At 67.9% G+C, this 24,364-nt stretch carries 21 protein-coding genes; 12 read left to right on the forward strand and 9 right to left on the reverse strand.

From position 1 onward, the window contains the following. Positions 1–39 precede the first annotated feature (39 nt). The 3 genes from ACFWIX_RS02755 to ACFWIX_RS02765 all read right to left on the reverse strand — a co-directional run bounded on the left by ACFWIX_RS02755 (position 40) and on the right by ACFWIX_RS02765 (position 3,359). Positions 40–1,212, reverse strand: coding sequence for an AI-2E family transporter (locus ACFWIX_RS02755; RefSeq protein ID WP_377214578.1), 1,173 nt, complete (start codon positions 1,210–1,212; stop codon positions 40–42). A 141-nt stretch (positions 1,213–1,353) separates the two neighbouring features. After that, positions 1,354–2,034 (reverse strand): FadR/GntR family transcriptional regulator, encoded by a 681-nt coding sequence (locus ACFWIX_RS02760; RefSeq protein WP_377214579.1) that lies wholly within the window; start codon positions 2,032–2,034, stop codon positions 1,354–1,356. Between the two features lie 8 nt (positions 2,035–2,042). Beyond that, on the reverse strand, positions 2,043–3,359 hold the full coding sequence (locus ACFWIX_RS02765) for a CynX/NimT family MFS transporter (RefSeq protein ID WP_377214580.1): 1,317 nt from the start codon (positions 3,357–3,359) through the stop codon (positions 2,043–2,045). A gap of 111 nt (positions 3,360–3,470) precedes the next feature. On the opposite strand from ACFWIX_RS02765, the gene ACFWIX_RS02770 reads away from it, so the two are divergent. Further along, complete coding sequence (locus tag ACFWIX_RS02770; protein WP_377214581.1) at positions 3,471–5,051, forward strand: CHAD domain-containing protein; 1,581 nt, start codon at positions 3,471–3,473, stop codon at positions 5,049–5,051. Positions 5,052–5,058: 7 nt separating this feature from the next. On the opposite strand, the gene ACFWIX_RS02775 is transcribed toward ACFWIX_RS02770, so the two are convergent. Beyond that, positions 5,059–6,543 (reverse strand): PucR family transcriptional regulator, encoded by a 1,485-nt coding sequence (locus ACFWIX_RS02775; RefSeq protein ID WP_377214582.1) that lies wholly within the window; start codon positions 6,541–6,543, stop codon positions 5,059–5,061. A gap of 170 nt (positions 6,544–6,713) precedes the next feature. On the opposite strand from ACFWIX_RS02775, the gene ACFWIX_RS02780 reads away from it, so the two are divergent. Continuing rightward, the gene (locus ACFWIX_RS02780; protein WP_377214583.1) at positions 6,714–8,144 is read left to right on the forward strand and encodes an aminobutyraldehyde dehydrogenase; all 1,431 of its coding nucleotides are present in this window, start codon (positions 6,714–6,716) and stop codon (positions 8,142–8,144) included. A gap of 13 nt (positions 8,145–8,157) precedes the next feature. Next, positions 8,158–9,528 carry a 4-aminobutyrate--2-oxoglutarate transaminase gene (gene gabT, locus ACFWIX_RS02785; protein WP_377214584.1) on the forward strand — a complete coding sequence of 457 codons (1,371 nt, stop codon included), beginning with the start codon at positions 8,158–8,160 and terminating at the stop codon, positions 9,526–9,528. Here the strand turns inward: gabT and rarD are convergent. Continuing rightward, entirely contained in the window at positions 9,512–10,570 is a 1,059-nt protein-coding gene (rarD, locus tag ACFWIX_RS02790) for an EamA family transporter RarD (RefSeq protein WP_377214585.1), read from the reverse strand. The genes gabT and rarD overlap by 17 nt on opposite strands. Positions 10,571–10,675: 105 nt before the next feature. On the opposite strand from rarD, the gene ACFWIX_RS02795 reads away from it, so the two are divergent. From ACFWIX_RS02795 to ACFWIX_RS02825, 7 genes are all read left to right on the forward strand, one after another. Continuing rightward, positions 10,676–11,671, forward strand: a complete 996-nt coding sequence (locus ACFWIX_RS02795) for a DNA topoisomerase IB (protein WP_377214586.1) — start codon at positions 10,676–10,678, stop codon at positions 11,669–11,671. A gap of 69 nt (positions 11,672–11,740) precedes the next feature. Further along, positions 11,741–13,195 carry an FAD-dependent oxidoreductase gene (locus tag ACFWIX_RS02800; protein ID WP_377214587.1) on the forward strand — a complete coding sequence of 485 codons (1,455 nt, stop codon included), beginning with the start codon at positions 11,741–11,743 and terminating at the stop codon, positions 13,193–13,195. Positions 13,196–13,241: 46 nt separating this feature from the next. Beyond that, positions 13,242–13,850: a TetR/AcrR family transcriptional regulator gene (locus ACFWIX_RS02805; RefSeq protein WP_377214588.1), complete on the forward strand. Its 609-nt coding sequence runs from the start codon at positions 13,242–13,244 to the stop codon at positions 13,848–13,850. Next, positions 13,850–15,103 carry a glycosyltransferase gene (locus ACFWIX_RS02810; protein WP_377214589.1) on the forward strand — a complete coding sequence of 418 codons (1,254 nt, stop codon included), beginning with the start codon at positions 13,850–13,852 and terminating at the stop codon, positions 15,101–15,103. Before ACFWIX_RS02805 ends, ACFWIX_RS02810 begins: the two co-directional genes overlap by 1 nt. 159 nt (positions 15,104–15,262) lie before the next feature. After that, a complete protein-coding gene (locus ACFWIX_RS02815) occupies positions 15,263–16,606 on the forward strand; it encodes a GAF domain-containing protein (RefSeq protein WP_377214590.1) in 1,344 nt (447 codons plus the stop codon). Positions 16,607–16,753: 147 nt separating this feature from the next. After that, positions 16,754–18,277 (forward strand): aldehyde dehydrogenase family protein, encoded by a 1,524-nt coding sequence (locus tag ACFWIX_RS02820; protein WP_377214591.1) that lies wholly within the window; start codon positions 16,754–16,756, stop codon positions 18,275–18,277. Positions 18,278–18,280: 3 nt separating this feature from the next. Further along, positions 18,281–18,721, forward strand: a complete 441-nt coding sequence (locus ACFWIX_RS02825) for a DUF779 domain-containing protein (protein ID WP_377214592.1) — start codon at positions 18,281–18,283, stop codon at positions 18,719–18,721. A 27-nt stretch (positions 18,722–18,748) separates the two neighbouring features. Here the strand turns inward: ACFWIX_RS02825 and ACFWIX_RS02830 are convergent, their stop codons facing one another. From ACFWIX_RS02830 to ACFWIX_RS02840, 3 genes are all read right to left on the reverse strand, one after another. Further along, positions 18,749–19,384 carry a DUF2461 domain-containing protein gene (locus ACFWIX_RS02830; protein ID WP_377214593.1) on the reverse strand — a complete coding sequence of 212 codons (636 nt, stop codon included), beginning with the start codon at positions 19,382–19,384 and terminating at the stop codon, positions 18,749–18,751. Between the two features lie 112 nt (positions 19,385–19,496). Continuing rightward, positions 19,497–20,978 carry a catalase gene (locus tag ACFWIX_RS02835; protein WP_377214594.1) on the reverse strand — a complete coding sequence of 494 codons (1,482 nt, stop codon included), beginning with the start codon at positions 20,976–20,978 and terminating at the stop codon, positions 19,497–19,499. A 7-nt stretch (positions 20,979–20,985) separates the two neighbouring features. Further along, a complete protein-coding gene (locus ACFWIX_RS02840; RefSeq protein ID WP_377214595.1) occupies positions 20,986–21,471 on the reverse strand; it encodes a Fur family transcriptional regulator in 486 nt (161 codons plus the stop codon). A gap of 126 nt (positions 21,472–21,597) precedes the next feature. Between ACFWIX_RS02840 and ACFWIX_RS02845 the strand changes: the two genes are divergently transcribed. Further along, complete coding sequence (locus ACFWIX_RS02845) at positions 21,598–22,869, forward strand: MFS transporter (RefSeq protein WP_377214596.1); 1,272 nt, start codon at positions 21,598–21,600, stop codon at positions 22,867–22,869. Positions 22,870–22,902: 33 nt separating this feature from the next. Continuing rightward, positions 22,903–23,772, forward strand: a complete 870-nt coding sequence (gene htpX, locus ACFWIX_RS02850) for a zinc metalloprotease HtpX (RefSeq protein ID WP_377214597.1) — start codon at positions 22,903–22,905, stop codon at positions 23,770–23,772. Here the strand turns inward: htpX and ACFWIX_RS02855 are convergent. After that, positions 23,769–24,260: a YajQ family cyclic di-GMP-binding protein gene (locus ACFWIX_RS02855; protein ID WP_079596566.1), complete on the reverse strand. Its 492-nt coding sequence runs from the start codon at positions 24,258–24,260 to the stop codon at positions 23,769–23,771. The genes htpX and ACFWIX_RS02855 overlap by 4 nt on opposite strands. Positions 24,261–24,364: the final 104 nt, after the last annotated feature.

A 24,364-nucleotide genomic window follows, 5' to 3' on the forward strand; every position in this document is an offset into this window, starting at 1 on the left:
GGTGCCGGACCGTCGTCGTGCGTCCGCTCTCCGAAGAGGCTAAACCGGGTGGGTATTGGCCGGCGGCAGGTCCGGGTTCATGTCCGTGAGGCTGGGGTCCTCCGCGGTCCACACCTGGATGATTGCCCAGACGACGGCGGCGAGCGGCACTGAGAGCACCGCGCCGACGATTCCGGCCAGGATGGTTCCGGCGGTCAGTGCCATCAGGATCACCAGCGCGTGCAGCTGGAGGGACTTGCCCATGACGATCGGCTGCAGGAGATCGCCCTCCAGCTGGTTGACCGCGACGACGACGGCCACCACGATCAGCGCCACCACCGGTCCGTTGGCCACGAGTGCAACGAGCGCCGCGAGGATGCCCGCAACCGTGGCACCAACCAGCGGGATGAACGCGGTAATGAAGACAATGATCGCCAGCGGGAAGGCCAGCGGAACCTGCAGGATCAGCAGGGCGGCGCCGATGGCGACGGCGTCAACGAGCGCCACGATGGCGGTACCGCGGACGTAGCCGCCCAGGACCTCCAGGGTGCGGCGGCCTACCCGGCGGAGTTTCGCCTCGCGGAGTCCGCTGAAGGGCCGGAGCAGGAAGTTCCAGATATTGGCCCCGTCCTTGAGGAAGAAGAAGAGAATAACCACCATCAGGGCGGTCCCGGCCAGGAATTCAGTGACAACGGAGAGTCCCGTGATGGCTCGTGAGCGCGCCTGGCTGCTGGTGAGGAAGTCAATGATTCCCTGGCGTGCCTCCTGCAGCTGGCCCTGGTCGAGGGGAACCGGACCGTTCAGGAGGAAATTCTCCAGCTCGTCCAAGCCGGACGAGGCCTGCTGGGCCAGATCGGCCCATTGGTTCCGTACGGACAGGTATATGATCGTCCCGACGCCGGCCAGCAGGGCCAGGAGTGCCACGAAAGCTATGCCGGTGGCCAGCCCGCCCGGGACATTGCGGCGGCGAAGCATGTTAACGAAGGGGCCGATGGCGGCAGCCAGGATCAGGGCGATAAGGACCGGGATCACCAGTAGTTTGATCTGCATCAGTGCGTAGACGGATACGGCTGCCAGCAGCAGGATCAGCAGGACCTGCGCGGCCCGGGTGCCGACCCTTCCCAGACCGTCGGCCCAGAGCGAGGCCGGTCCTGTTTTTGGAACCGGGGGTACTGCTGCCGGCGGGGCTTCGGTGCAGGCCCGGCGGGCGGCAAGGCGTGAAAAGGGCGCCATGGGAACTCCTCGTGGTGGGCTGGCGCCTGCGGACCAGGTGGACAGCAGGCGTGACTACCTCGTCTGACAGTAAGCCTACTGAGTGTTCCCGGGCGGCAGAAACCGACACGGCCATCGGCGGGGCGGTGGACGGAGTCGGCGCTACTCTGCCAGCCACTCCGCGCAGGAGTTCAGGTTCCGGCTGACCGTGGCCACGGCCGCTTCCTCGTCCCGGCGCTCAATGGCAGCCAGCAGCGCCCCGTGGCCTTCGTGCGGCAGTCCCTCGAATCCCGGCCGGCTGTGCTGGACGAGCAGGTCCTGGTGGAAGGCGGCCCCGAAACTGGCGTACAGCTCGTGCAGCAGCGGGTTCGCGGAGGCCAGGGCGACGCGTTCGTGGAACCGCCAGTCGGCCTCCGCCCATTCCGCGTAATTGCCGGCCTTCCAGGCCCGGTCCCGGGTGGCGAGGAGGCTGCGTAAGGCGGTGACGTCGTCGTCCGTTGCATGGCGTGCGGCCAGCCGCGCGGCCTGGGTGTCGAGCCCCAGCCGGACCTCCAGGACGTGTTGCTCGGTGTGGTCCTGGTAGAGCCGCCGGGCCGCCCCGGATATTTCGCTGGTGGCCCGGACATAGGTGCCGTCGCCGCGCCGGACTTCCAGCATGCCGGTGTGCGCTAAAGCTTTCACGGCTTCCCTGAGGGTTCCGCGCGAGACGCCCAGGCCTGCCATGAGCTCGGGCTCGGACGGAATGCGCCGGTCCAGGGGCCATTCGCCGGACTGGACCATGGCGCGGAGTTTGGCGGTGACTTCCTCGGCCAGGGGCTGGCGGTGCGAGGGGCTCAGTTCCATGGCTGCTCCTACTTCCCTCCGGTGCCCGCGGGCCCGCCGGCAGCGCCGGTGCCGGCCCGGGTCCCGGTCATCGCCCGGCCGGTCACCAGGTGCGAGACGACGATCTGCACCAGGGCAAGCGCCAGCAGAAGCGCGAGCGGCAGCGTCCAGGACCCGGTGGCGCTGTGCAGCAGGCCCATTCCGAACGGTCCGGTGGTGGCCAGCAGGTAGCCGGTGGACTGCGCCAGCGTGGACAGCGCGGTGGTCTCGGCGGTGCTGGCACCGCTGCGGCTGATCATCACCATCACCAGCGGGAAGATGCCCAGCCCAAACCCCAGCAGCACGGCCGGCAGCACGGCCAGTTCCGCCGGAAGGAGCAGCAGCAGCGCGAGTCCGGCGGCCATCGTGGCGCTGGCAAGGTAGAACGCCGGCCGGAGCATCCGTGGCCGGGATCCGATGGCGATCAGCACCATGCCCGCCGGCACGGACACCAGCTGCATCAGCCCGAACAGGAGCCCGCTGTCCGCTGCGCTTCGTCCCATGGTGGTGAGCATGTACGGGAACCAGCTCATGATCGCGTAGGCCAGCAGTGACTGGAGCGTGAAGATAGCGGTGAGCAGCACGCCCTTTCGGGTCCGCAGCAGCGGCCACGGTGAAACACGGGCGGCGGGGGTGCGGGGTTTGTTGCGGTGGGCATGCAGGGCGACAGGCAGGAAGCCAAGGAACGCTGCCACTGCGGTAATGCCGATCGCCCCCACAGCGGCCGACGGCGACCCCAGCGCCTGCGCCAGCGGCACCACGGCGACGGATGTCACGGTGGCTCCGGTGGTCATCGTCACCGTGTAAAGCCCGGTCATCAGCGAGGTGCGGTGCGCGAAATGCTCGCGGATGAACGACGGCATCGCCACGTTGCACACCGCCAGCCCGGACATGCCCACGATGCTGCCTGCCACCAGCATGCCCGTCGCCGGAACGCCGCGCAGCAGCAGCCCGCCGGCCAGCATTGCCAGTGCCAGCAGGATCGCATTTTCCACGCCCAGCCTGCCCGTCAGCCACGAGGTTCCGGCGCCCGCCAGCGAAAAACAGAGGGTGGGAATGGACGGAATGATCGCAGCCACCAGTGTCCCGTACCCCAGGACCGCCTGCAGGTCGTGCAGCAGTGCGGACGCGCCGGTAATGCCCGCGCGGAGGTTGAGACCAATGAGGATCAGAGCAATGACACCGAAAACGACGGCGGAGCGCGCCGCGCGTGCGTCCGCCGGGGCCATCGAGGTAGTGACCGCAGTGGGGGCAGCGACAGTCCGGGGCGCCGAAGGCGCGGCGGACTGCGAAGGTGGCGTTGGCATACCTCAAGGGTAAACGTTAGACGTTTGACGTCTAGTGGTTTGTGGCCAACCTCTCCCGGCCCGGCGGCAGGCGAAATAGACTGCAGGAAACACCACGGCGGAAGGACAGCCATGAACTTCGAGGGCATGGAAGTCGAGATGAAGTACGACGCCGGCGCGGCGGCCCGGGTGCCGGGGCTTGCGGAGCTGCCCGGGGTCGCCCGTGTTGCGTCTCCCCGGGTGGACAGCCTCACCGCGGTGTACTTCGACAGCCCGGGACGCGCGCTGGCCGGCCGCGGGATCACGCTTCGGCGGCGTACGGGCGGCACGGATGAGGGCTGGCACCTGAAGCTCGCGCCGGAACAACCGCCGGGGAATGGCGCCGATGCGGAGCCCGGAGCTCCCGAGGCCCGGCGGCGCCGCGAGCTGCACGCACCGCTGGGCCGCGCCGACGCCGTGCCGGATGCGCTCCTGGCCCACCTGCACGTGCACCTGCGCGGTGCCGACCTCGCTCCCTTGGTGCGGCTGGAAACGCAGCGGACCACGCACGCCCTCTACGGCCCCGACGGTACCCACCTGGCGGACCTGGCCGACGACAGCGTGACGGCCAGCCTCCTGCCCGCCGGAGGGGGGCCGTACCAGTGGCGGGAGTGGGAATTCGAACTGGTGCACGGCGGGCCTGATCTCCTGGGGCCCGCCGCGGACCTGCTCGCAGCGGCAGGCGCCACCCACACCGCGCACGGGTCGAAACTGGCCAGGGCGCTCGCGGCGCTCGCAGAACCCCTCCCGGCGGACACCAAGAGGCCCCCGGGCGAAAGCACCCCGCAACTGGCGGCGGGCAAGGAAGCGCCGGCTGCCGCCGTCGTCGGCCTATATTTTGCAACTCACCTGGACAAGCTGCTGGGCAATGACCCGGGCGTCCGGCTGGAGGAACCTGAGGCCGTGCACAACATGAGGTCCGCAGCGCGGCGGCTTCGGTCCGCGCTGGCCGCGTACCGAAAGCTGTACTCGAAGGCGCCTGTGCGCAGGCTGGCCGAGGAACTCAAGTGGCTGGGCGGCATGTTGGGCGGTCCGCGCGATGCCGAGGTCCTCCGGGAGCGGCTGGACCGGCACGCCGCGGAACTGCCGCCGGGGAAGGACTCGGCGGGAGCCCGGGAGCGGCTGGACCGGCACGGCGCGGAGGAGTTCGACGCCGGATACCGCCGCCTGCTGCTTGCGCTGGAGTCGGGGCGCTACTTCCGCCTCCTCGACGCGCTCGAGGATTTCCGGGACGCTCCGCCGCTGCGGCTCGACGGGGCCGGCACGAAGGCTACCCGGCGCGGCAGGAAGGTGTCCGCCCGGGCCGTCGCGAAGGCGGCAAAGCGCCTCCGCCGGGCCCAGGATAAGGCGTCTGGCACCGCCGCCGAGGGCGATTATGAGGAAGCGCTTCACCGGGTGCGGAAGGACGCCAAGCGGCTGCGGCACGTGGCAGAGTCAGCGGAACCTGTGCGGCGCAGGGCCCGCAAGGTGGCGAAGGCCGCACACCGGCAGCAGAAGGTGCTGGGCGATTTCCACGACGCCGTCATCGCCCGGGACCTGCTCGCCCGAATGGGCAGCGATGGACCCTATGCCGTCCTGCACGCAAGGGAGATCGAGTTGATGGCCGCGGCGGAGAAGAAATACCGGAAGGCCCGGAAGAAATCCCGCCGCCTCCTGCACGGCCGGATCACATAACGCCGTCTCAGGCGCGTTGAGTGGGCCGGGACTGCCCCCGCGTTGCAGGAGGGGAGGGGGCGGACGGGCGGGAGGCGAGCCGGGCCACGGCCAGCGCCAGCCACAGCTGCACGCGGTCCGCGGTGACGGCGGGGTCGTATCCGGTGAGTTCGGTGATCTGTGCCAGCCGGTAGCGGACCGTGTTCCGGTGCAGCGTCAGCTCCTCGGCAACGGCAGCCACCGACCCGTTGTTGTTCAGGTAGCTTTCCAGCGTGCCCATCAGTTCGGAACCGTGGGCGGCATCGAAATTTCGCAGCGGAGTGAGCGATTCGTGGGCCATGTCCGCCAGCGGCACGTCCTCGCTGGCCAGCAGCAGGGAGGTCAGGCTCAGCCGCTCGGGTTCGTTGACGGGCAAGCCATGGCTGGCGGCGTCCCGGGCTTCGTAGTAGCTCCACCGCAGGCCGTTCGGTTTCGTATACGCCCCGCCAATCCCGATCGTCGCGTGGATCCCGGCTTCGGCGAGGTGGTCGCTGAGCCGGCGCGCCAGCGCAGGTGCCGCCCCGCCGTCGTCATTGACCACCAGCACCAGGTCCTTGTTGACGACGGCGGCCACCGCCTCCCCGAGTTCGCGCGGCACCGAGGTGCTGGCCAAGGCCTTGTGATGGGCCGCGGACACGGCCAGCAGCACCACGTTCTTGCGCGTGCTGTTGATGCCCACGCCGGCCAGGCGGCGCTGGGCCTCGCTCGTTTCGAGGGCGCCGTTGATGACGTCGTCCAGCACCTGCCCGCACAGTGCCCGCTGGGCCTGCCGCTGCTGGACCATGTTGTTCAGCTCCACGCTGATCAGGTTCTGGGCGTAGCCGATGATCCCGGTGTCCTCGAACGGTTGCCGGACCCACAGGGTGCACGCGTCCCGGCGGCCGGTTGGCACGGGGTAGGAGGACCAGGTCCCTGCGGACGGCACCTCGCCGGTGCTGTTGTAGAGCTCGGCCGTGAACTGGGTCAGGGCTATCCCGGTGCGCAGCATGCTGCCCAGCTGCTTGAGCAGCTCGCTGAGCCCGCCGCCGGTGAGGAGTGCACGCGCCAGCACCTGGTGCCCGGCAATCAATCGCTCCAGCTTGGCGTAGTGGTCCGCGGACTGGGCGTCCGCCACCAGCTTGCCGATGGCGATGAACGGCGTCTCGTACGGAACCTCCACCACGGGCAGGCCCCACCGGTTGGCCTCGGCCAGCAGCGCCGACGGCACGGTTTCGTGCGAGAGCCCCACGCCGAAGCCGATGCCCACGGCACCGGCGCGCTGCACTTGGCGGACAAAGCGGCGCTGGTCCGGGGCGGACCGGAGCCGCAGTCCCGTGGTGAGCACCAGTTCGCCGCCGTTGAGGAAACGCTGCGGGTCCTCCAGTTCGGTCACCGCGACCCAGTTGATGTCCTGGTGCCAGGTGGTCTCGGCCAGCCCTGCCTTGGACAGTTTCAGGGAACCGACACCCAGCAGGGCGGCAAGGGAAATAGCCATGGACCAAGGATAGTTCGATGCTGGTCAACCGCACTAAAGATTGCGGGCGACGGTGTGCAGGTGGCTATTCCCTGCCATGGGGTGCTGGCATAGGCTCGAGACAGAGCCAGCCGTCCGCTGCCGCCCACCCGCGCGGCCGCCGACAGCCCCACAGAAAGAGGTTGTACACCGTGGTCCAAACCTTGCAGAACTTCATCAACGGCGAATTCGTGACGCCCGCAGGCACCGACCTGCTGGACATCGTGAACCCCACCAACGGTGAAGTGGTGGCCAAGTCGCCCGTGTCGGTGGAGGCAGACGTCGATGCTGCCATGGCCGCCGCCAGGGACGCCTTCAAGTCCTGGAAGCACGTCACGCCGGGCCAGCGCCAGCTGATGCTGCTCAAGCTCGCGGACGCCATCGAGGCCAACAGCGACGAGCTCGTAGAGGCCCAGCACCGCAACACCGGCCAGGTGCGCTCGCTGATCGCGTCCGAGGAAGTGGCCGCCGGCGCCGACCAGCTCCGGTTCTTCGCAGGCGCCGCCCGCATCCTGGAAGGCAAGTCCGCAGGGGAGTACTTCGAGGGCCACACCTCCTACGTCCGCCGCGAACCCATCGGCGTGGTGGCCCAGGTTGCCCCGTGGAACTACCCGTTCCTGATGGCCATCTGGAAGATCGGCCCCGCGCTCGCCGCCGGCAACACGGTGGTCCTGAAGCCCTCCGACACCACCCCCGAATCCACCCTGGTCCTGGCCCGCCTGGCCGGGGAGATCTTCCCGGCCGGCGTGCTGAACGTGGTCCTGGGCACCGGACGTACCGGCTCGCTGATGGTGGAGCACAAGGTGCCGGGCCTGGTGTCCATCACCGGTTCGGTCCGCGCCGGTATCGCCGTTGCCTCCGGCGCCGCAAAGGGTCTCAAGCGCGCCCACCTGGAGCTGGGCGGCAAGGCACCGGCCATCGTCTTCAAGGACGCTGACATTAAGAAGAGCGCCGCCGCCATTGCCGAGTTCGCGTTCTTCAACGCCGGCCAGGACTGCACGGCCATCACCAGGGTGCTGGTGGAGGAGTCAGTGCACGACGACGTGGTGGCGGCCATGGTGGAGCACACCAGGACGCTGCGCACGGGCTCGCAGGATGACTCGGAGAACTACTTTGGTCCGTTGAACAACGTCAACCACTTCAACGCGGTGAGCTCTGTGGTGGCCAACCTGCCGGAGAACTGCCGGATCGAAATCGGCGGCCACCAGGCGGGGGAGAAGGGCTACTTCTTCGAGCCCACCATCATCACCGGCGCCCGCCAGACGGACGACGTGGTCCAGCACGAAACCTTCGGCCCGGTGATCACCGTCCAGAAGTTCAGCACCGAGGAAGAAGCCGTGGAGCTGGCCAACGACGTTGACTACGCCCTTGCCTCCAGCGTCTGGACCACCAACCATGGAACGGCCATGCGCCTGAGCCGGGACCTGGACTTCGGCGCCGTGTGGATCAACACCCACATCCTCCTCACCGCCGAAATGCCGCACGGCGGGTTCAAGCAGTCCGGCTATGGCAAGGACCTCTCCATGTACGGCGTGGAGGACTACACGCGCATCAAGCACGTTATGTCCGCCCTCGACTCTTAAGAAAGCATTCATAATGACCACTACCGCATCTGACATCACCTTCCGCCTGGAGCAGAAGCGCCGCGTGCAGGCCGATTTCCCGGGTCCCAAGTCCGTGGCACTGGCAGAACGGCGCAAGGCCGTGGTTGCCGCCGGCGTCGCGTCCGGCGTTCCCGTCTACGTGGCGGACGCCGACGGCGGCATCATCCATGACGTGGACGGCAACTCCTTCATCGACCTCGGCTCAGGCATCGCGGTGACCAGCGTGGGCGCGTCCGACCCCGCCGTCGTGGGTGCCGTCAAGGAAGCCGTGGAGCACTTCACGCACACCTGCTTCATGGTGACCCCCTACGAAGGCTACGTCGCCGTAGCTGAGCAGCTGAACCGCCTCACCCCCGGCGACCACGAGAAGCGCACGGTGCTGTTCAACTCCGGCGCCGAGGCGGTGGAGAACGCCGTGAAGGTGGCCCGCCTCGCCACGGGACGTGACGCCGTCGTCGCTTTCGACCACGCCTACCACGGCCGCACCAACCTGACCATGGCGCTGACCGCCAAGGCCATGCCGTACAAGACCAACTTCGGACCGTTCGCCCCCGAGGTGTACCGGATGCCGATGAGCTACCCGTACCGCGAGGAGAACCCCGCCATCACGGGCGCCGAGGCAGCCAAGCGCGCCATCACGATGATCGAGAAGCAGATCGGCGGCGAGTCCGTGGCCGCGATCATCATCGAACCCATCCAGGGCGAGGGCGGCTTCATCGTTCCGGCAGAAGGCTTCCTGCCGGCACTGGCTGAATGGGCCAAGGAGAAGGGCATCGTCTTCATTGCCGACGAGGTCCAGTCCGGGTTCTGCCGCACCGGCGAATGGTTCGCGGTCAACCATGAGGGCGTGGTGCCGGACATCATGACCCTCGCCAAGGGCATCGCCGGCGGCATGCCGCTCTCTGCGATCACCGGCCGCGCGGACCTGCTCGACGCCGTCCACCCCGGCGGGCTGGGCGGCACCTACGGCGGCAATCCCGTAGCCTGCGCCGCGGCGCTGGCATCCATCGGCACCATGGAGGAGTACGACCTCGCCGGCCGTGCCCGCCACATCGAAGCCGTCGCCACCGGCCGCCTCCGCGAACTGCAGGCGGACCTGGCCGGGACCGGGACCGGCGTCATCGGCGATGTCCGCGGCCGCGGTGCCATGCTGGCCATCGAGCTCGTTCAGGCGGGCTCGAAGGAACCCAATCCTGAACTGACCAAGGCAGTAGCCGCCGCCTGCCTCAAGGAGGGTGTCATCATCCTCACCTGCGGAACCTACGGCAACGTGATCCGCCTGCTCCCGCCGCTGGTCATCACGGACGAGCTGCTCAACGACGGGCTGGACGTCCTGGCAGCTGCCATCAAGGCCCACGCGTAACAGCCGCTGCCCTGCGCGCCGCCGAGTTCTTCCGGGCGGCGCGCAGCATGTCCAGCGTCAGCAGGAGCAGTGCCAGCCACACCACGCCGAAGCCGATCCACCGCTCCAAGGGCATGGCTTCGCGGAACACCAGCAGCGCCACCACGAACTGCAGCAGCGGCGCCATGTACTGCAGGAGGCCGATGGTGGTCATAGGCAGCCGGCGGGCCGCAGCACCAAAGAACAGCAACGGGACCGCCGTGATCACGCCGGAGGCCACCAGCAGCCAGAAGTGCCCCGCGCCCTGCGCGGTCAGGGTGGCGGTGCCGTTCAGGGCGAGTACCGCCATGGTGGCCGCGGCGAACGGCGCCAGCACCATGGTTTCCACGCTGAGGCTGGTCACTGCGTCCACCCTTGGCCCCACGCGTTTTTTCACGAAGCCGTACAGGCCGAAGGTCACCGCCAGGGTCAACGCAATCCAGGGAAGCTTTCCGTAGGAGTAGGTGAGCACGCCCACCGCCACGAAACCGGTTCCGACGGCGGCCCACTGCAGCGGCCGCAGCCTTTCCTTGAGCACGAACACGCCCAGGAGCACGGATACCAGCGGGTTGATGAAGTACCCCAGCGCCGCCTCGACGGCCTGCCCGGTGGTCACGCCGTAGGTGTAGGTGAGCCAGTTGGCGGCGATCAGCGCGGCAGCCAGGGCCAGGGACCCGAATACCTTCCGGTCGCGGAAGGCCGCTGCCAGCGCCGGCCAGGCACGGGTGGCGGTAATGAGCAGGACGCAGAACACCAGCGACCACACCACCCGGTTGGCCACGATTTCGACGGCACCCGCCGGCATCAGCGCGAAGAAGTACAGCGGGAGCAGCCCCCACAGCCCGTAAGCGCCGACGCCGAAGAGGATTCCCGCCGTCGTCTCCTTGTCCACGGCCTTGGGGCCGGACGGCGTGGCCCCGGGAGATGTGGTGCCGGGCGCCCGGGGGCCTGCGGAGCGTGGGGCCGCTGCAGTGGCAGGGGCGCTGGCGGGGGTTACTCCATCGGGTGTAGGCACGCAACCCATAACATCACCACCGGGGCAGGTATTCCAGCACGCCATGCGGGGGAAAACGGCACTGATCAGTAGGCTTGCTTTCATGACACACGCAGCCCCGTCCCGGTCCGCGCCATGAGGCTCCGGCGCAGCAACGCCAACGGGCGCGGATACCGCCGCGTGGCAGCCGGCACGGGCTTCAGCTACCGCGACCTCGATGGCTCCACCCTGCCGCCTGGACCCATCCGCGACCGGTTGGAAAGCATCGGCATCCCGCCGGCCTGGACGGACGTGTGGATCTCCCCCTTCGAGAACGGCCACATCCAGGCCACCGGGCTGGACGCGGTGGGGCGCCGGCAGTACATCTACCATCCGGAATGGCGGGAGCGGAAGGACCGGGCCAAGTTCGACCGGTCCCTCCAGCTCGCCGAATCACTGCCCGCCGCGCGCCGGAAGGTGACGATGGACCTGCGCAGCGAGGGGTTCTCCCGCGAGCGGGTCCTGGCCGGGGCCTTCAGGATGCTGGACAGCGGGTCGCTGCGGGTGGGCTCCGAGCGGTACACCAACGAGAACGGCAGCCGCGGCCTGGCCACCCTGCTGTGCGCGCACGCCCAAGTGCGCAAGGACCGCGTCATGCTTCGGTTCCCGGCCAAGAGCGGCAAGTTCTGGGAGTCCGAAATTGACGACGCCGACCTGGCCGCCCTGGTGCGGTCGCTTAAGCGCCGGGGACCCAACGCCAGGCTCCTCGCGTACAAGGAGGGCCGGCGGTGGCGGCCGGTCACCAGCGCGGAGATCAACGCCTACGTCAAGGAGCGGACGGGGTCCGACTTCACGGCCAAGGACTTCCGGACCCTGCGCGGCACGGTGGCTGCCGCCGGGAGCCTGGCGCAGACCGGCGTCCGCCGGACGGTTGCTCAGCGGAAGCGCGCGGTGAGCCAGGCGATGCAGGAAGCTGCGGCGGTGCTGGGGAACACGCCGTCGATCGCGCGGAAAAGCTATGTGGACCCCCGGGTGGTGGACCACTACAACGACGGCGAAACCATCGACCCCCGCCGCGCCGATTCCGGCGAGGCCGAACTGCGGGCACTGCTGTACCGGGAGGGCAGCGTGGTCCCGCTGCGGGCCTCATAAGCGTGTCAATCTAGAATGGAAGGCGGTGCGCCAAGGTCCGGCGCATCCTCATCGTAAGAAGGGCTCCCGGTGTCCAACCACAGCGAAACCGCCTCCACCCGTCCCCTCCGCGTCGCCATCGTGGGCGCCGGTCCGGCCGGGGTCTATGCTGCGGACATCCTCACCAAATCGGCGGGCGTGAAGGACGGCGACTTCGAGGTCAGCATCGACCTCTTCGAGGCCTATCCGGCACCGTACGGGCTGATCCGCTACGGCGTCGCCCCGGACCACCCGCGCATCAAGGGCATCGTCAACGCCCTGCACAAGGTGCTGGACCGCGGCGACATCCGCTTCCTGGGCAACGTGACCTACGGCCGCGACCTGACGCTGCACGACTTCCGCGCGTTCTATGACGCAGTGATTTTCTCCACCGGCGCCATCAAGGATGCGGACCTGAATATTCCGGGTATCGAGCTTCCCGGGAGCTTCGGCGGCGCGGACTTTGTGTCCTGGTATGACGGGCATCCGGACGTTCCCCGCGAATGGCCGCTGGAGGCACGCGAGATTGCGGTGATCGGCAACGGCAACGTGGCGCTGGACGTGGCGCGCATGCTGATCAAGCACCCCGAGGAACTGCTCAGCACCGAGATCCCGGACAACGTCTACCAGGGGCTGAAGTCCTCGCCGGTCACGGACGTGCACGTGTTTGGCCGCCGCGGCCCTGCGCAGGTGAAGTTCACGCCCCTGGAGCTGCGCGAGCTCAGCCACATGAACGACGTGGACATCGTGCTGTACCCGGAGGACTTCGAGTTCGACGAAGCCTCCGACGAGGCCATCCGCACCAACAACCAGACCAAGACCATGGTGAACACGCTCACCAACTGGCTGGTGGAGGAGCACGCCGAGTCCGAGAACCCGTCCTCCCGCCGCCTGCACCTGCACTTCCTGCACAGTCCGGTGGAAATCCTCGCCGAAGGCGGAGAGAGCAGCGGGGCGGGCAGGGTGGGCGCCATCAAGTTCGAGCGGATGCAGCTGGACGGTACCGGCAACGCGAAGGGAACGGGGGAGTTCGTTGAATACCCGGTCCAGGCTGTATACCGGGCCATCGGCTACCATGGATCCGCGCTGGACGAGCTGGAGTACGACGCCAAGCGCGGTGTCATCCCCAACGAGGGCGGCCGTGTCCTGGACGCCGAGGGCAGGCCGGTTCCCGGCATCTACACCACCGGCTGGATCAAGCGCGGTCCGGTGGGCCTGATCGGCCACACCAAGGGCGACGCACTGGAGACCATCGGCTTCCTGCTGGAGGACCGGCTGGCGCTGCCCCCGGCCAGCAACCCGGACCCGCAGGCCATCATCGACCTGCTGGAGGAACGCGGCATCGAATACACCACGTGGGAAGGCTGGAACAGGCTCGACGCCCACGAGGCAGCCCTCGGTGCGGCGTGGACTGCGGACCGGTCCGCTGACGGAGCCGAACCCGTGGTCCGGGAGCGCATCAAGGTGGTCCCGCGCGAAGAAATGATCAAGATCTCCCGCGCCTGACATCCGCGCATGGACAAGAACTCCCATTGGAGTTAGTGTCATTAACATGAATGCGGACGGGCCGACCCGGCCCTATGCCTCACCCAAGCGGGCGGCTGCGGCTGCGGAAACCGGCCGGCGGATCCTGCAGGCCACCGAGGACCTGTTCCTCGAGGGCCCGCTCGCGGACGTCACCCTCAATGCGGTCGCAGCCCGGGCCGGAGTCACAGTCCAGACCGTCATCCGCCGCTTCGGCGACAGGATGGGCCTCATCCACGCCACCGCGGAAGCCGCGGCAGCGAGGGTGGCCGGCCAGCGCAACGCCGCGCCGCCCGGCGATGTCCGGGCCGCCGTCGCAAATCTCCTGGAGCACTACGAAACCACCGGCGCGCTGGCGCTGAAGATGCTCGCGGAAGAGGGCACTTCCCCGGTCATGGCCGAGATTACGGCCGCCGGACGCCAATTCCACTGGCAGTGGTGCGAGCGCGTTTTCGCACCCTACCTGGCGGAAGACCTGTTTGCGGACACGGCGGAGCGCCACCGCCGCCTTGCCCAGTTCGTCGCCCTCTGCGACGTCTACACCTGGAAACTGCTCCGCCTCGATGCAGGACTCAGCCGGGACCAGGTGGCCACCTCACTTCTTGAAATGCTGGGGCCCTTTAGCTGGAGGCCATAATGTCCACCGTCCTTGCCTACACCTCACCCGCCATCGGCCACCTGTTCCCGATGGTCCCGCTGCTCCTGGAGCTGAAAGCGCGGGGGCACGTCGTGCATGTCCGCACTCTGCCGGCGTACGTGGATCACCTGCGCCGCGAAGGCCTGGAAGCCCGGCCCATAGACGCCCGGTTGCTTGATCTCATGCACCGCGACTACACCGCGACCTCCATCAAGGCCAACCTCGCCCTGAGCACCGCCACCTTCACCGCCCGCGGCCTGGTGGACGGGCCGGACCTGCGCGCGGCCATTGCAGAGACCAGTCCCGACCTGCTGCTCGTGGACATCAACGCCTGGGGCGCCCGCACCGTGGCCGAAAACAGCGGAATTCCGTGGGCGGCCTTCAGCCCCTACACCCCGCCGCTTCGGTCCAGCGGAACCCCGCCTTTCGGACCGGGGCTCGATCCCATGCCGGGCCCGTTGGGCAGGCTCCGGGATGCGCTGGTGCGGCCGCTGGTGACCGGTGCGGTCGAAAAGATCATGCTGCCCGGCATCAACACCATGCGCGCCGACCTGTCCGGCGGCACACTTCAGCCGGTCCGCGGAGTGGACGACTTCTTCCGCACGGCGCCGCTGCTGCTCGTGGCCACCGCCGGGCCGTTCGAGTATCCCCACCCGGACTGGGGACCGGACGTCCGGATGATCGGTGCGCTGGGCTGGGAACCGCCGGCGGAAGCTCCCGCGTGGCTGGACGCCCTGCCGGATCCCGTTGTCCTGGTCACCACTTCCTCCGAGTACCAGGCGGACGAGGACCTGGTACGAACGTCCCTGGCGGCGCTGGAACACGAGCCGTTTACCGTCGTCGCCACTCTTCCGGCGAGCAAGGAGGCCCCGGAGCCGCCCGCCCAGCTGCCAGCCAATGCCCGGCTTGAGCGCTTCCTGCCTCACGGGCCGGTGCTGGATCGTGCCGCCGTCGCCATCACCCACGGCGGGATGGGCGGCACCCAGAAGGCGCTGGCCAAGGGAGTGCCAGTGGTGGTGGTTCCCTATGGCCGGGACCAGCATGAGGTGGCTGCCAGGGTAGTGGCGGCCGACGCCGGCGTGCGGCTAAAGCGCAAAAACCTCACCCCCGAGAAGCTGCGCACCGCCGTCCGGGAGGCCCTCACGAAGACCGCAGGCGCCCGGCGGGTGGCTGCCGGCTTCGAAGCGGCGGGCGGGGTGCGGACGGGCGCCGACGCACTCGAGGAGCTGCTCAGCCCGGCCCGAACTGCGTGACTTCTGGATCCCTGACTCAGCTGCAGCAGCGCCATTCCGAGGACAGCCGCAGCTGCCGGTGCCGACAGTGACGCATCAGCGGCCGGGCCTGCTTCAGTGTGATGGGGGTTACAATAGCCGGGCGGCGCAGCGTCGCCGTGCCTGCACCCCGGGAGTTCAATGACGAACCTGATCACGCGCCAGCAGCACAGCGCCCTGGCCGGCCATGAGCGGCTCGATGGCGGCCTGGCGTTTCCGGGCGTCGAAGAACTCCCCGGAATCCGGACCCTGATCCGCGAATCATGGCAGCGGTCGGCCGGGTTCAAAGCGGACCCGGACAGCCCCGGCGCCCCGCTGGCCCTGGACCTCGAAGAACTCGAGGACTACCGCCGGCAGCATCCGCTGGCCACCATCATGCCCGTCATCCACAAGCTCCTGGTCCAGCCCAGCCATGACAGCGGCCTGCTGGTTGCGGTGGGCGACGAGGTGGGCCGGCTGCTCTGGGTGGAAGGCGATCCGGCAATGCAGCGCCGGGCCGAGGGCATGATGTTCGTCCCCGGCGCCGACTGGTCCGAGGCGACGGTGGGCACCAGCGCCCCCGGGACCGCGCTCGCCCTGGGCCGGGGCATCCAGATTTCGGGTGCCGAGCACTACCAGCGTTCCGTGCACCCGTGGAGCTGCACCGCCGTTCCCTTCCACGACCCCGACTCGGGCGCCGTCCTGGGCGTCGTGGACATCACCGGCACGGACAGCGCCGTGGCGCCGCACACGTTGTCGCTGGTGGAAGCCACGGTGGCAGCCGCCCAGGCGCAGCTGCGCGTCGAGCGGCTCCAGCTGGCGGCGGAGCTCGCCCGCAAACCGGTACGACGGCGGCAGCAGGCTTCCGCTTCCCGCCCGCCAAGGGCGGAGGGCAAGGAAGGCAGCCTCTACCGCAACAGCCTCCAACTGCTGGGCCGCGACCAGGCCCTGCTGAGCATCGGTGGCAGGACGGTGGCGCTGTCCGCCCGGCACAGCGAGATCCTCGCCCTGCTCAGTGCCCACCCGGAAGGCCTGACAGCTGAGCAGCTGTGCCTGCAGCTCTATCCCGGGGACGGCTCCACCATGACGCTGCGCGCTGAAATGGTCCGACTCCGCAAGATACTCCAGCAGCTCAACCCCGAAGCCGTGCCCGGCTCGAGGCCGTATCGGCTGGCCATGGATCTGGTGCCCGACAGCAACCAGGTCCTCAACTGCCTGCAACGCGGAGCCCACCGGATAGCGCTGGAGATTTACCGGGGCGCGGTGCTGCCGCGGTCCGAGGCGCCGGGGATCGTGGAGCTCCGGGCCAGGGTGTCCGGGCTGCTTCGGGAGGCGGTCCTCACCGACGGCAGCGCCGAGTCCCTCCTCAGGTATGCCGGGCTTCCCGAGGCAAGGAACGACGTCGTGATCCGCCGCGCTGCGCTCCGTCTCCTGCCGCCGCGCTCACCCAAGCGGGCCGCCGTCGTCGCGGACCTCGAGCGGCTGGAAGCCGAGCTCAGCGCGTAGCCGGCCCCCGCCGTCGACCGTTTCGTAAGACTGGTGCCCGGGCATGTGGTGGGGCGCAACCTTGCTGCAACCTTTGCCCTCCTACGCTGATGCCAGCGGCAGCGCCCGTGTCGGGCCGCCGAACACTGCACAGCAAAGGAGCTCGCAATGACTGTTTACGCACAGCCCGGGACCGAAGGTTCGAAGGTCACGTTCAAGGACCGGTACGAGAACTGGATCGGCGGCGAATGGGTGGCTCCCGTGAAGGGCCAGTACTTCGAAAACATCACCCCCGTGACCGGCAAGGCCTTCTGCGAGGTGGCCCGCGGAACTGCTGAGGACATCGAACTCGCTCTGGATGCCGCGCACAAAATCGCGCCGTCGTGGGGTAAAACGTCGGTGGCCGAGCGCGCGGCGATCCTCAACAAGATCGCCGACCGCATCGAGGAAAACCTGGAGATGCTGGCGGTGGCCGAGTCGTGGGACAACGGCAAGCCGATCCGCGAAACCCTCAACGCCGACATCCCGCTGGCGGCGGACCACTTCCGCTACTTCGCCTCCGCCGTGCGCGCCCAGGAAGGCCGGCTCTCGCAGCTCGACGACGACACCACGGCGTACCACTTCCACGAGCCGCTCGGCGTGGTGGGCCAGATCATCCCCTGGAACTTCCCCATCCTGATGGCGGTGTGGAAGCTGGCGCCCGCGCTCGCAGCCGGCAACGCCGTGGTGCTCAAGCCCGCCGAGCAGACGCCCAGCTCCATCCTGGTGCTGATGGAACTCATCGGCGACCTGCTGCCTGCCGGCGTGGTCAACGTGGTCAACGGCTTCGGCGTCGAGGCGGGCAAGCCGCTCGCCTCCAGCTCCCGCATCCGCAAGATCGCCTTCACGGGTGAGACCACCACCGGCCGGCTCATCAGCCAGTACGCTTCGAACAACCTGATTCCGGTCACGCTGGAACTGGGCGGCAAGAGCCCCAACATCTTCTTTAACGACGTTGCGCAGGAGAACGACGCCTTCTACGACAAGGCCCAGGAAGGGTTTGCGCTGTTCGCATTCAACCAGGGCGAGGTCTGCACCTGTCCGTCGCGCGCGCTGGTCCAGGAGGACATCTACGAATCCTTCATGGCGGATGCCGTGGCCCGGGTGGAGAAGATGATCCAGGGCAACCCGCTGGACACCGAAACGCAGGTGGGCGCCCAGGCCTCCAACGACCAGCTGGAGAAGATCCTGTCCTACATCGACATCGGAAAGCAGGAAGGCGCCAAGGTCCTCACCGGCGGCGCCCGCGCGGAACTGCCCGGCGACCTGGCCGGCGGTTTCTACGTCCAGCCCACCGTGTTCGAAGGCCACAACAAGATGCGCATCTTCCAGGAGGAGATCTTTGGCCCGGTGGTGGCAGTGACGAAGTTCAGCGATTACAACGACGCCATGGGCCTGGCCAACGACACCCTGTACGGCCTGGGCGCCGGCGTCTGGTCCCGGAACGGCAACGTGGCCTACCGCGCCGGCCGGGAAATCCAGGCCGGACGCGTCTGGGTCAACAACTACCACGCCTACCCGGCAGGAGCCGCGTTCGGCGGCTACAAGTCCTCAGGCATCGGGCGTGAAAACCACGCCATGATGCTGGACCACTACCAGCAGACCAAGAACCTGCTGGTCAGCTATAACGAAAACAAGCTGGGTTTCTTCTAAGCCGTGGAAAACGCAGTGTTGGACGCCGCCGTGACGCTGCCCGGGGAGGATTTCTCCCGGGTGGCGCTCACGGCGCCTGCCGCGGACCTGCTCCGGAAGCTGTGGCTGCAGCACGGGCCGCTGATGTTCCACCAGTCAGGCGGCTGCTGCGACGGCTCCGCGCCGATGTGTTATCCGGCCGGCGAGTTCCTCACCGGGGATTCGGACGTCCTACTGGGCCGGTTCGACCTGGCGGCGGAGGGAACGCACGACGGCGGCGCGCGCCAGCGTGCCGACGCGGCCCAGCCGCTGGAGTTCTGGATGTCGCGGGAACAGTTCGCCTACTGGAGCCACACGCACCTGACCGTCGACGTGGTCACCGGGCGCGGAAGCGGGTTTTCGGTGGAGGCGCCGGAGGGCAAGCGTTTCCTGATCCGCTCCACGCTGATGGACTGGCCGGCCTAAATGTTCGCTGATGCGGCACGAGGCCCGTCACGGCGCCGCGTGCCTGCCCACCCACTCCACCAGCGGGCGCAGCCGTTCCCACCGCGTTGAGATTTCCTGCGCCGCCGCCGGCGTGGCCAGCCAGTCGGGCCTGCCCAGCTCCAGGCCGGCAGACAGCGACTTGTATTGGAGCAGGTCGGAGCGGGGGTGGTCCCGGTCAAAACCCCGCGGCACCGTTTTGAGTTTTTCGCCGTCCAGGGTAAATCCCGCCGCCGCCACGCCGTCAACTATCTGCCGGAGCGCTTCGCCCGTGGCGGCGGCATCCACCGAGTTCCGGTAGCGGGCCAACTGCGCCGGAGTGTGGGAATGGTACCCGCCGCCGACCAGCAGCCCGTCTGCGCTGATCCGCAGGTAATAGCCCACGCCTTCCAGGGTGGATGCGAAAGCGCCCTGCGCTGTCTTGTACGGCGACTTGTCCTCCGAAAACCGGATGTCCCGGTTGGGCCGGAAAAGTTTGCCGGGGCCGAACCGGGGCGCCAGCTCTGCCAGCAGGGCCGTAACCGGATCACGGACCAGGCTGGTGTAGCTGTCCTTGTGCTCCTGCCACCACTGCCGGTTGTTGTTTTCCTCCAGTTCGGCATAAAAGCTGAAGGCTTCGGGAGGAATTCCCTGGAAAGTAGTCATGCACCGAGCCTAAGGAGGCCTGCCCCCGGACGCCACGGTCCCGCCGTCGTATGTGGAAAACACTCCGCCCCGCTACGGAAGCCGTAGCGGGGCGGAAGGATAAGTGGAGGACTTAGCCGATCTTGTTGGCTGCCTCAGCCTCGGACTGCGGGGCGGCGCCCAGGTTGGCGCGCAGCTTGGCGCCGAGTTCGGCGTCAACATTGGTCCAGTACTGGATGGCGCGTTCCTTGATGCCGGGGCTCTTCACGCCGCCCACGGCACCGGTGATGGTGTCCAGGAAGCGGGCCTTGGCGGCGTCGTCGTAAACCTCGCGGTACAGCGTCCCGGCCTGGACGAAGTCACTGTCCTCGGCGTGGAGGGAATGGGCAGCCAGGGTCAGCTCGCCGTCGTTCTCCCAGCCGCCGGCCGGGTTCTGCGGCTCAACGGCGGCGGGCCCGCCCATGGTGTTGGGCGCGTATACCGGAACGGAGGGGGCGTTGAACAGGTAGCGGCCGGCGCCGTCCTGGCTGTAGTTGTTGACCTGGCTCTTCGGCTGGTTCACCGGGATCTGGGCGTGGTTGGTGCCCACGCGGTAGCGGTGCGCGTCAGCGTAGGAGAAGATGCGGGCCTGCAGCATCTTATCCGGCGAGGCGGCGATGCCGGGAACGAAGTTCGACGGCGCGAAGGTGGCCTGCTCGATCTGTGCGAAGTAGTTCTCCGGGTTCCGGTTCAGCTCCATCGTGCCCACCTTGATCAGCGGGTAGTCAGCGTGCGGCCACACCTTGGTGAGGTCGAACGGGTTGAAGCGGTAGGTCTTGGCGTCCTCGTACGGCATGACCTGGACGTGCAGGTCCCAGGACGGGAAGTTCCCGGCCTCGATGTTCTCCGAGAGGTCGCGGATGTAGAAATCGGCGTCGGACCCGGCCAGCGCCTCGGCCTGCTCGGAGGTCATGGAGTTCACGCCCTGGTTGGACCTGAAGTGGTACTTGACCCAGAAGCGCTCGCCGGCGGCGTTGATCCACTGGTAGGTGTGGGAGCCGTAGCCCTGCATTTCGCGCCAGGAAGCCGGCAGGCCGCGGTCGCCCATAAGCCAGGTGACCTGGTGGGCGGACTCGGGGGAGAGCGTCCAGAAATCCCACTGCATGTCGGCGTCGCGCAGGTGGGTGCCCGGCAGGCGCTTCTGCGAGTGGATGAAATCCGGGAACTTGATGCCGTCGCGGATGAAGAACACCGGGGTGTTGTTGCCCACGAGGTCGTAGTTGCCCTCGGTGGTGTAGAACTTCACGGCGAAACCGCGGGGGTCGCGCCAGGTGTCCGGGGAGCCGTTTTCGCCGGCGACGGAGGAGAAACGGATCAGCATCTCGGTCTCGACGCCCGGCTGCAGGAACGCAGCCTTCGTGTACTTGGAGATGTCCTCGGTGGTCTTGAACGTGCCGAATGCACCGCCGCCCTTGGCGTGCACAACGCGCTCCGGAACCCGCTCACGGTTGAACTGGGCAAGCTTTTCCACCAGGTAGTGGTCAGTCAGGATGATGGCGCCGTCGGCACCAACTGACTTCGAGTGTGCGTCGGACGTAACCGGTGCACCTGACTGGGTTGTGGAAACGGCAGTCATTGTTCTCCTATTTCTCTTTTTCTTGCGAGGGACTGTGGGGAGGAAGCTGTTGTGCCTGCTGGCACTCCTGGCAGATGCCCTGGTAGAGGACGTCGGCGATCTGGATGGTCATCGGCTTGGCATCGGGGTTCCAGTGCGGCGTCAGGCAGGGGGCGTGCCCGACGGCGCAGTCGACGTCCTCCACGCGGCCGCAGCTGATGCAGACGGCGTGGTGGTGGTTGTCGCCGACGCGTGTCTCATACAGTGCAGGCGAGTGGGGCGGCTCGAACCGCCGCAGCATGTTCAGGTCGGTGAGGTCTCCGAGCACCACGTAAACGGACTGCGCCGTCAGTTCCGGCAGCTCCGCGCGGGCCGCGGCAAGGATGCTTTCAGCCGGGGAATGCGGATGGCGCTCGACGGCGGCCAGCACGGCGAGGCGCTGCTTGGTCACCCTCCGGCCGTGGGCACGCAGGGCGGCAGCCCAGGAGTCGTGGCCATCCAGAAGTTCCGTCATGGGACCATTCAAGCACTTATTATGAGCATCTCATAATAAGGCGTGGCTAAGCTTCGGAGCGGCCCCGTTTCCGGTGCAGCACGCCTTCCGACCTCCGCTGTCGGCGCTGCCCAGTATGGTGTCAGGGTGGGGAGACTGCTGGCAGACGTGACGCCGCTCAGGGAGAGCCCGGCGTTCCGCAGGCTGTGGCTGGGATCCGCGGTGTCCGCCGTCGGAAGCCAGCTCACCCTGGTTGCGGTCAGCCTGGAGGTCTACCGGCTGACGCAGGACAGTTTCTACGTGGGCCTGCTCGGCATCTTTGCTCTGGTACCGCTGGTGTTTGGCGGGCTGATGGGCGGCTCCATCGCGGACTCGCACGACCGCAGGACCGTGGCGCTCGGCGCCACCGCCGTCCTCTGGCTGACCACCGGGATGATCGCGCTGCAGGCCTGGCTGGCGCTGGGAAATATATGGATCCTTTATGCGCTGGTGGCACTGCAAAGCGGGGCCCAGGCCATCAACCAGCCCGCCCGCAGTGCCATCATCCCCAACCTGGTCCGGCGCGAACTGCTGCCCGCGGCCAATGCGCTGAACATGCTGTCCATGGGCCTGTCCATGACGGCCGGACCGCTGCTGGCAGGACTGCTGGTGGCGGGGGTGGGGTTCGCTTGGACCTACACGTTGGATTTCGCCAGCTTCGCGTTTGTGCTGTGGGCGGTATTCCGGCTGCCGCCGATGCCGCCGGACGGCCGCCGCAGCAAGGCGGGAATCCGTTCCGTGATCGAAGGCTTCCGTTTCCTGGGCACCCGTCCGAACGTGCGGATGACATTCGTTATCGACCTCATCGCCATGGTCCTGGCCCAGCCCCGGGCGCTGATTCCCGCCATCGGCGCGGTGATGATCGGCGGTGGGGAAGCCACCGTGGGCATCCTCCTGGCGGCCACCGCGGTCGGGGCCTTCCTGGCCGGCCTGTTCTCCGGACCGCTGGGCGGCATCCACAAACAGGGCACCGCGGTGGTGCTGTCGGTCATGGGCTGGGGCGCGTCCATTGGCGGCTTTGGCCTGGTGGTGCTGCTGGCCGGGCGTTCCCCTGACGGTGCCGTTACGGGCTGGCTGGTGCCGGCGGCGCTCTGCTGTGTCCTGGCAGGCATCGCCGATTCCATCAGTGCCGTCTTCCGGAACACCATCCTGCAGTCGGCCACCCCGGACCACCTGCGGGGACGGCTTCAGGGCGTCTTCATCGTGGTGGTGGCCGGCGGGCCGCGGGTGGGGGACCTGCTGGCAGGCGGCGCGACTAAGATTTTGAGTGAGGGCTGGGTGCTGCTGCTCGGCGGCGTGCTGTGCATCGGCGCCGCGTGGCTGGCCGCCAGGCTGCAGCCGGGCTTCACCGCGTACGACGCCCGCCGCCCGGCCCCTTAGCGGCAACTGTTCGCGTTCCAGACGGGAGTGGAAATGCACAAGCACTACAACGGACTCAAAACCGCGGCGCTGTTCGGCGTTCTCTGGGCGGTTCTGCTGGGACTCGGCGGGCTGATCGGCCTCAATACCCGCAGCTCCACGCCCATCTGGATCATGGCGCTCGTGGGTGTTGCCACCACTGCGTACGGCTACTGGAACAGCGACAAGATCGCCATCCGTTCCATGCAGGCATACCCGGTCACCGAGGCCCAGGCACCGCAGCTGCACCAGATCGTGCGTGAGCTCTCCGTCCGGGCCAACCAGCCCATGCCGCGCATTTACCTTTCGCCTACGATGAACCCCAACGCCTTCGCCACCGGCCGCAACCCGAAGAACGCGGCGGTCTGCTGCACCGAGGGGATGCTCCAACTGCTGGATGCGCGCGAACTCCGCGGAGTACTGGGCCACGAACTGATGCACGTCTACAACCGGGACATCCTTACCTCGTCCGTGGCGGCCGCCGTCGCCGGCGTCATCACCTCGGTGGGCCAGATGCTGCTCTTCTTCGGCGGCGGGGACCGACGTAACGGCAACCCATTGGCCATGATCGCCATGGCGCTCCTGGCTCCGTTTGCAGCCTCGCTGATCCAGTTGGCCATCTCCCGCACCAGGGAGTACGACGCCGACGAGGACGGTGCACAGCTCACCGGCGATCCGCTGGCGCTCGCCTCAGCCCTGGCGAAGATCGAGCGCGGCGTCGCCGTCGCGCCGCTGCCCCAGGACCAGCGGCTGGTCAACGCCTCGCACCTGATGATCGCCAACCCGTTCCGGGGCGGGGCGATGACCAAGCTGTTCGCCACCCATCCGCCCATGCGGGACCGGATTGCCCGGCTTGAGCGGATGGCAGGCAGGCCGCTCGCCTAGCTGCGGAAGTTGACGAACTGCAGGTCCGCCTCCTCGAAGTCCTTGAGCAGGGCCATGGTGGCCTGCAGGTCGTCGCGGGACTTGGACGTGACCCGCAGTTCGTCGCCCTGGATCTGGGATTTGACAGACTTCGGGGCCTCGTCGCGGATGAGCTTGTTGATCTTCTTGGCCAGGTCCTGGGCGATGCCTTCCTTGATGGAGGCTTCCAGACGGAATTCCTTGCCGGAGGCGTAGGGCTCGCCGGTGTCCAGCGACTTGAGCGAGATGCCGCGGCGGATGAGCTTGGACTGGAGGACGTCCAGCACGGCCAGGACGCGTTCCTCGGAGTTGGCCTTCATGAGGATCTTTTCGCCGCTGAAGTCCACCTCAGCGCCGACGCCCTTAAAGTCGTACCGCTGGGCCAGTTCCTTCTGGGCCTGGTTCAGGGCGTTGGCCACTTCCTGCTTGTCCACTTTGCTTACGACGTCGAACGTTGACTCGCCTGCCATGACTCTCCTTATGCGGTGGTGCGGGGTAGGGCCCTGTGCGCGGACGGGGCCGGGGATCACTGCGGTCAAGCCTAATACGGATGCCTCTTCCGGTGGGGTCTGGG

It is taken from the genome of Pseudarthrobacter sp. NPDC058362 (assembly GCF_042723515.1).
In the GTDB taxonomy this organism is placed as follows: Bacteria; Actinomycetota; Actinomycetes; order Actinomycetales; family Micrococcaceae; genus Arthrobacter.

Bases quoted from the DNA above. Each gene is read 5' to 3' on its own strand.
- ACFWIX_RS02815 (WP_377214590.1), top strand. From the start codon at position 15,263: ATGACGAACCTGATCACGCGCCAGCAGCACAGCGCCCTGGCCGGCCAT.
- ACFWIX_RS02805 (WP_377214588.1), top strand. From the start codon at position 13,242: ATGAATGCGGACGGGCCGACCCGGCCCTATGCCTCACCCAAGCGGGCG.
- gabT (WP_377214584.1), top strand. From the start codon at position 8,158: ATGACCACTACCGCATCTGACATCACCTTCCGCCTGGAGCAGAAGCGC.
- ACFWIX_RS02770 (WP_377214581.1), top strand. From the start codon at position 3,471: ATGAACTTCGAGGGCATGGAAGTCGAGATGAAGTACGACGCCGGCGCG.
- ACFWIX_RS02830 (WP_377214593.1), bottom strand. From the start codon at position 19,384: ATGACTACTTTCCAGGGAATTCCTCCCGAAGCCTTCAGCTTTTATGCC.
- ACFWIX_RS02765 (WP_377214580.1), bottom strand. From the start codon at position 3,359: ATGCCAACGCCACCTTCGCAGTCCGCCGCGCCTTCGGCGCCCCGGACT.
- ACFWIX_RS02795 (WP_377214586.1), top strand. From the start codon at position 10,676: ATGAGGCTCCGGCGCAGCAACGCCAACGGGCGCGGATACCGCCGCGTG.
- ACFWIX_RS02820 (WP_377214591.1), top strand. From the start codon at position 16,754: ATGACTGTTTACGCACAGCCCGGGACCGAAGGTTCGAAGGTCACGTTC.
- ACFWIX_RS02810 (WP_377214589.1), top strand. From the start codon at position 13,850: ATGTCCACCGTCCTTGCCTACACCTCACCCGCCATCGGCCACCTGTTC.
- ACFWIX_RS02835 (WP_377214594.1), bottom strand. From the start codon at position 20,978: ATGACTGCCGTTTCCACAACCCAGTCAGGTGCACCGGTTACGTCCGAC.
- rarD (WP_377214585.1), bottom strand. From the start codon at position 10,570: ATGGGTTGCGTGCCTACACCCGATGGAGTAACCCCCGCCAGCGCCCCT.
- ACFWIX_RS02755 (WP_377214578.1), bottom strand. From the start codon at position 1,212: ATGGCGCCCTTTTCACGCCTTGCCGCCCGCCGGGCCTGCACCGAAGCC.
- ACFWIX_RS02855 (WP_079596566.1), bottom strand. From the start codon at position 24,260: ATGGCAGGCGAGTCAACGTTCGACGTCGTAAGCAAAGTGGACAAGCAG.
- htpX (WP_377214597.1), top strand. From the start codon at position 22,903: ATGCACAAGCACTACAACGGACTCAAAACCGCGGCGCTGTTCGGCGTT.
- ACFWIX_RS02840 (WP_377214595.1), bottom strand. From the start codon at position 21,471: ATGACGGAACTTCTGGATGGCCACGACTCCTGGGCTGCCGCCCTGCGT.
- ACFWIX_RS02760 (WP_377214579.1), bottom strand. From the start codon at position 2,034: ATGGAACTGAGCCCCTCGCACCGCCAGCCCCTGGCCGAGGAAGTCACC.
- ACFWIX_RS02775 (WP_377214582.1), bottom strand. From the start codon at position 6,543: ATGGCTATTTCCCTTGCCGCCCTGCTGGGTGTCGGTTCCCTGAAACTG.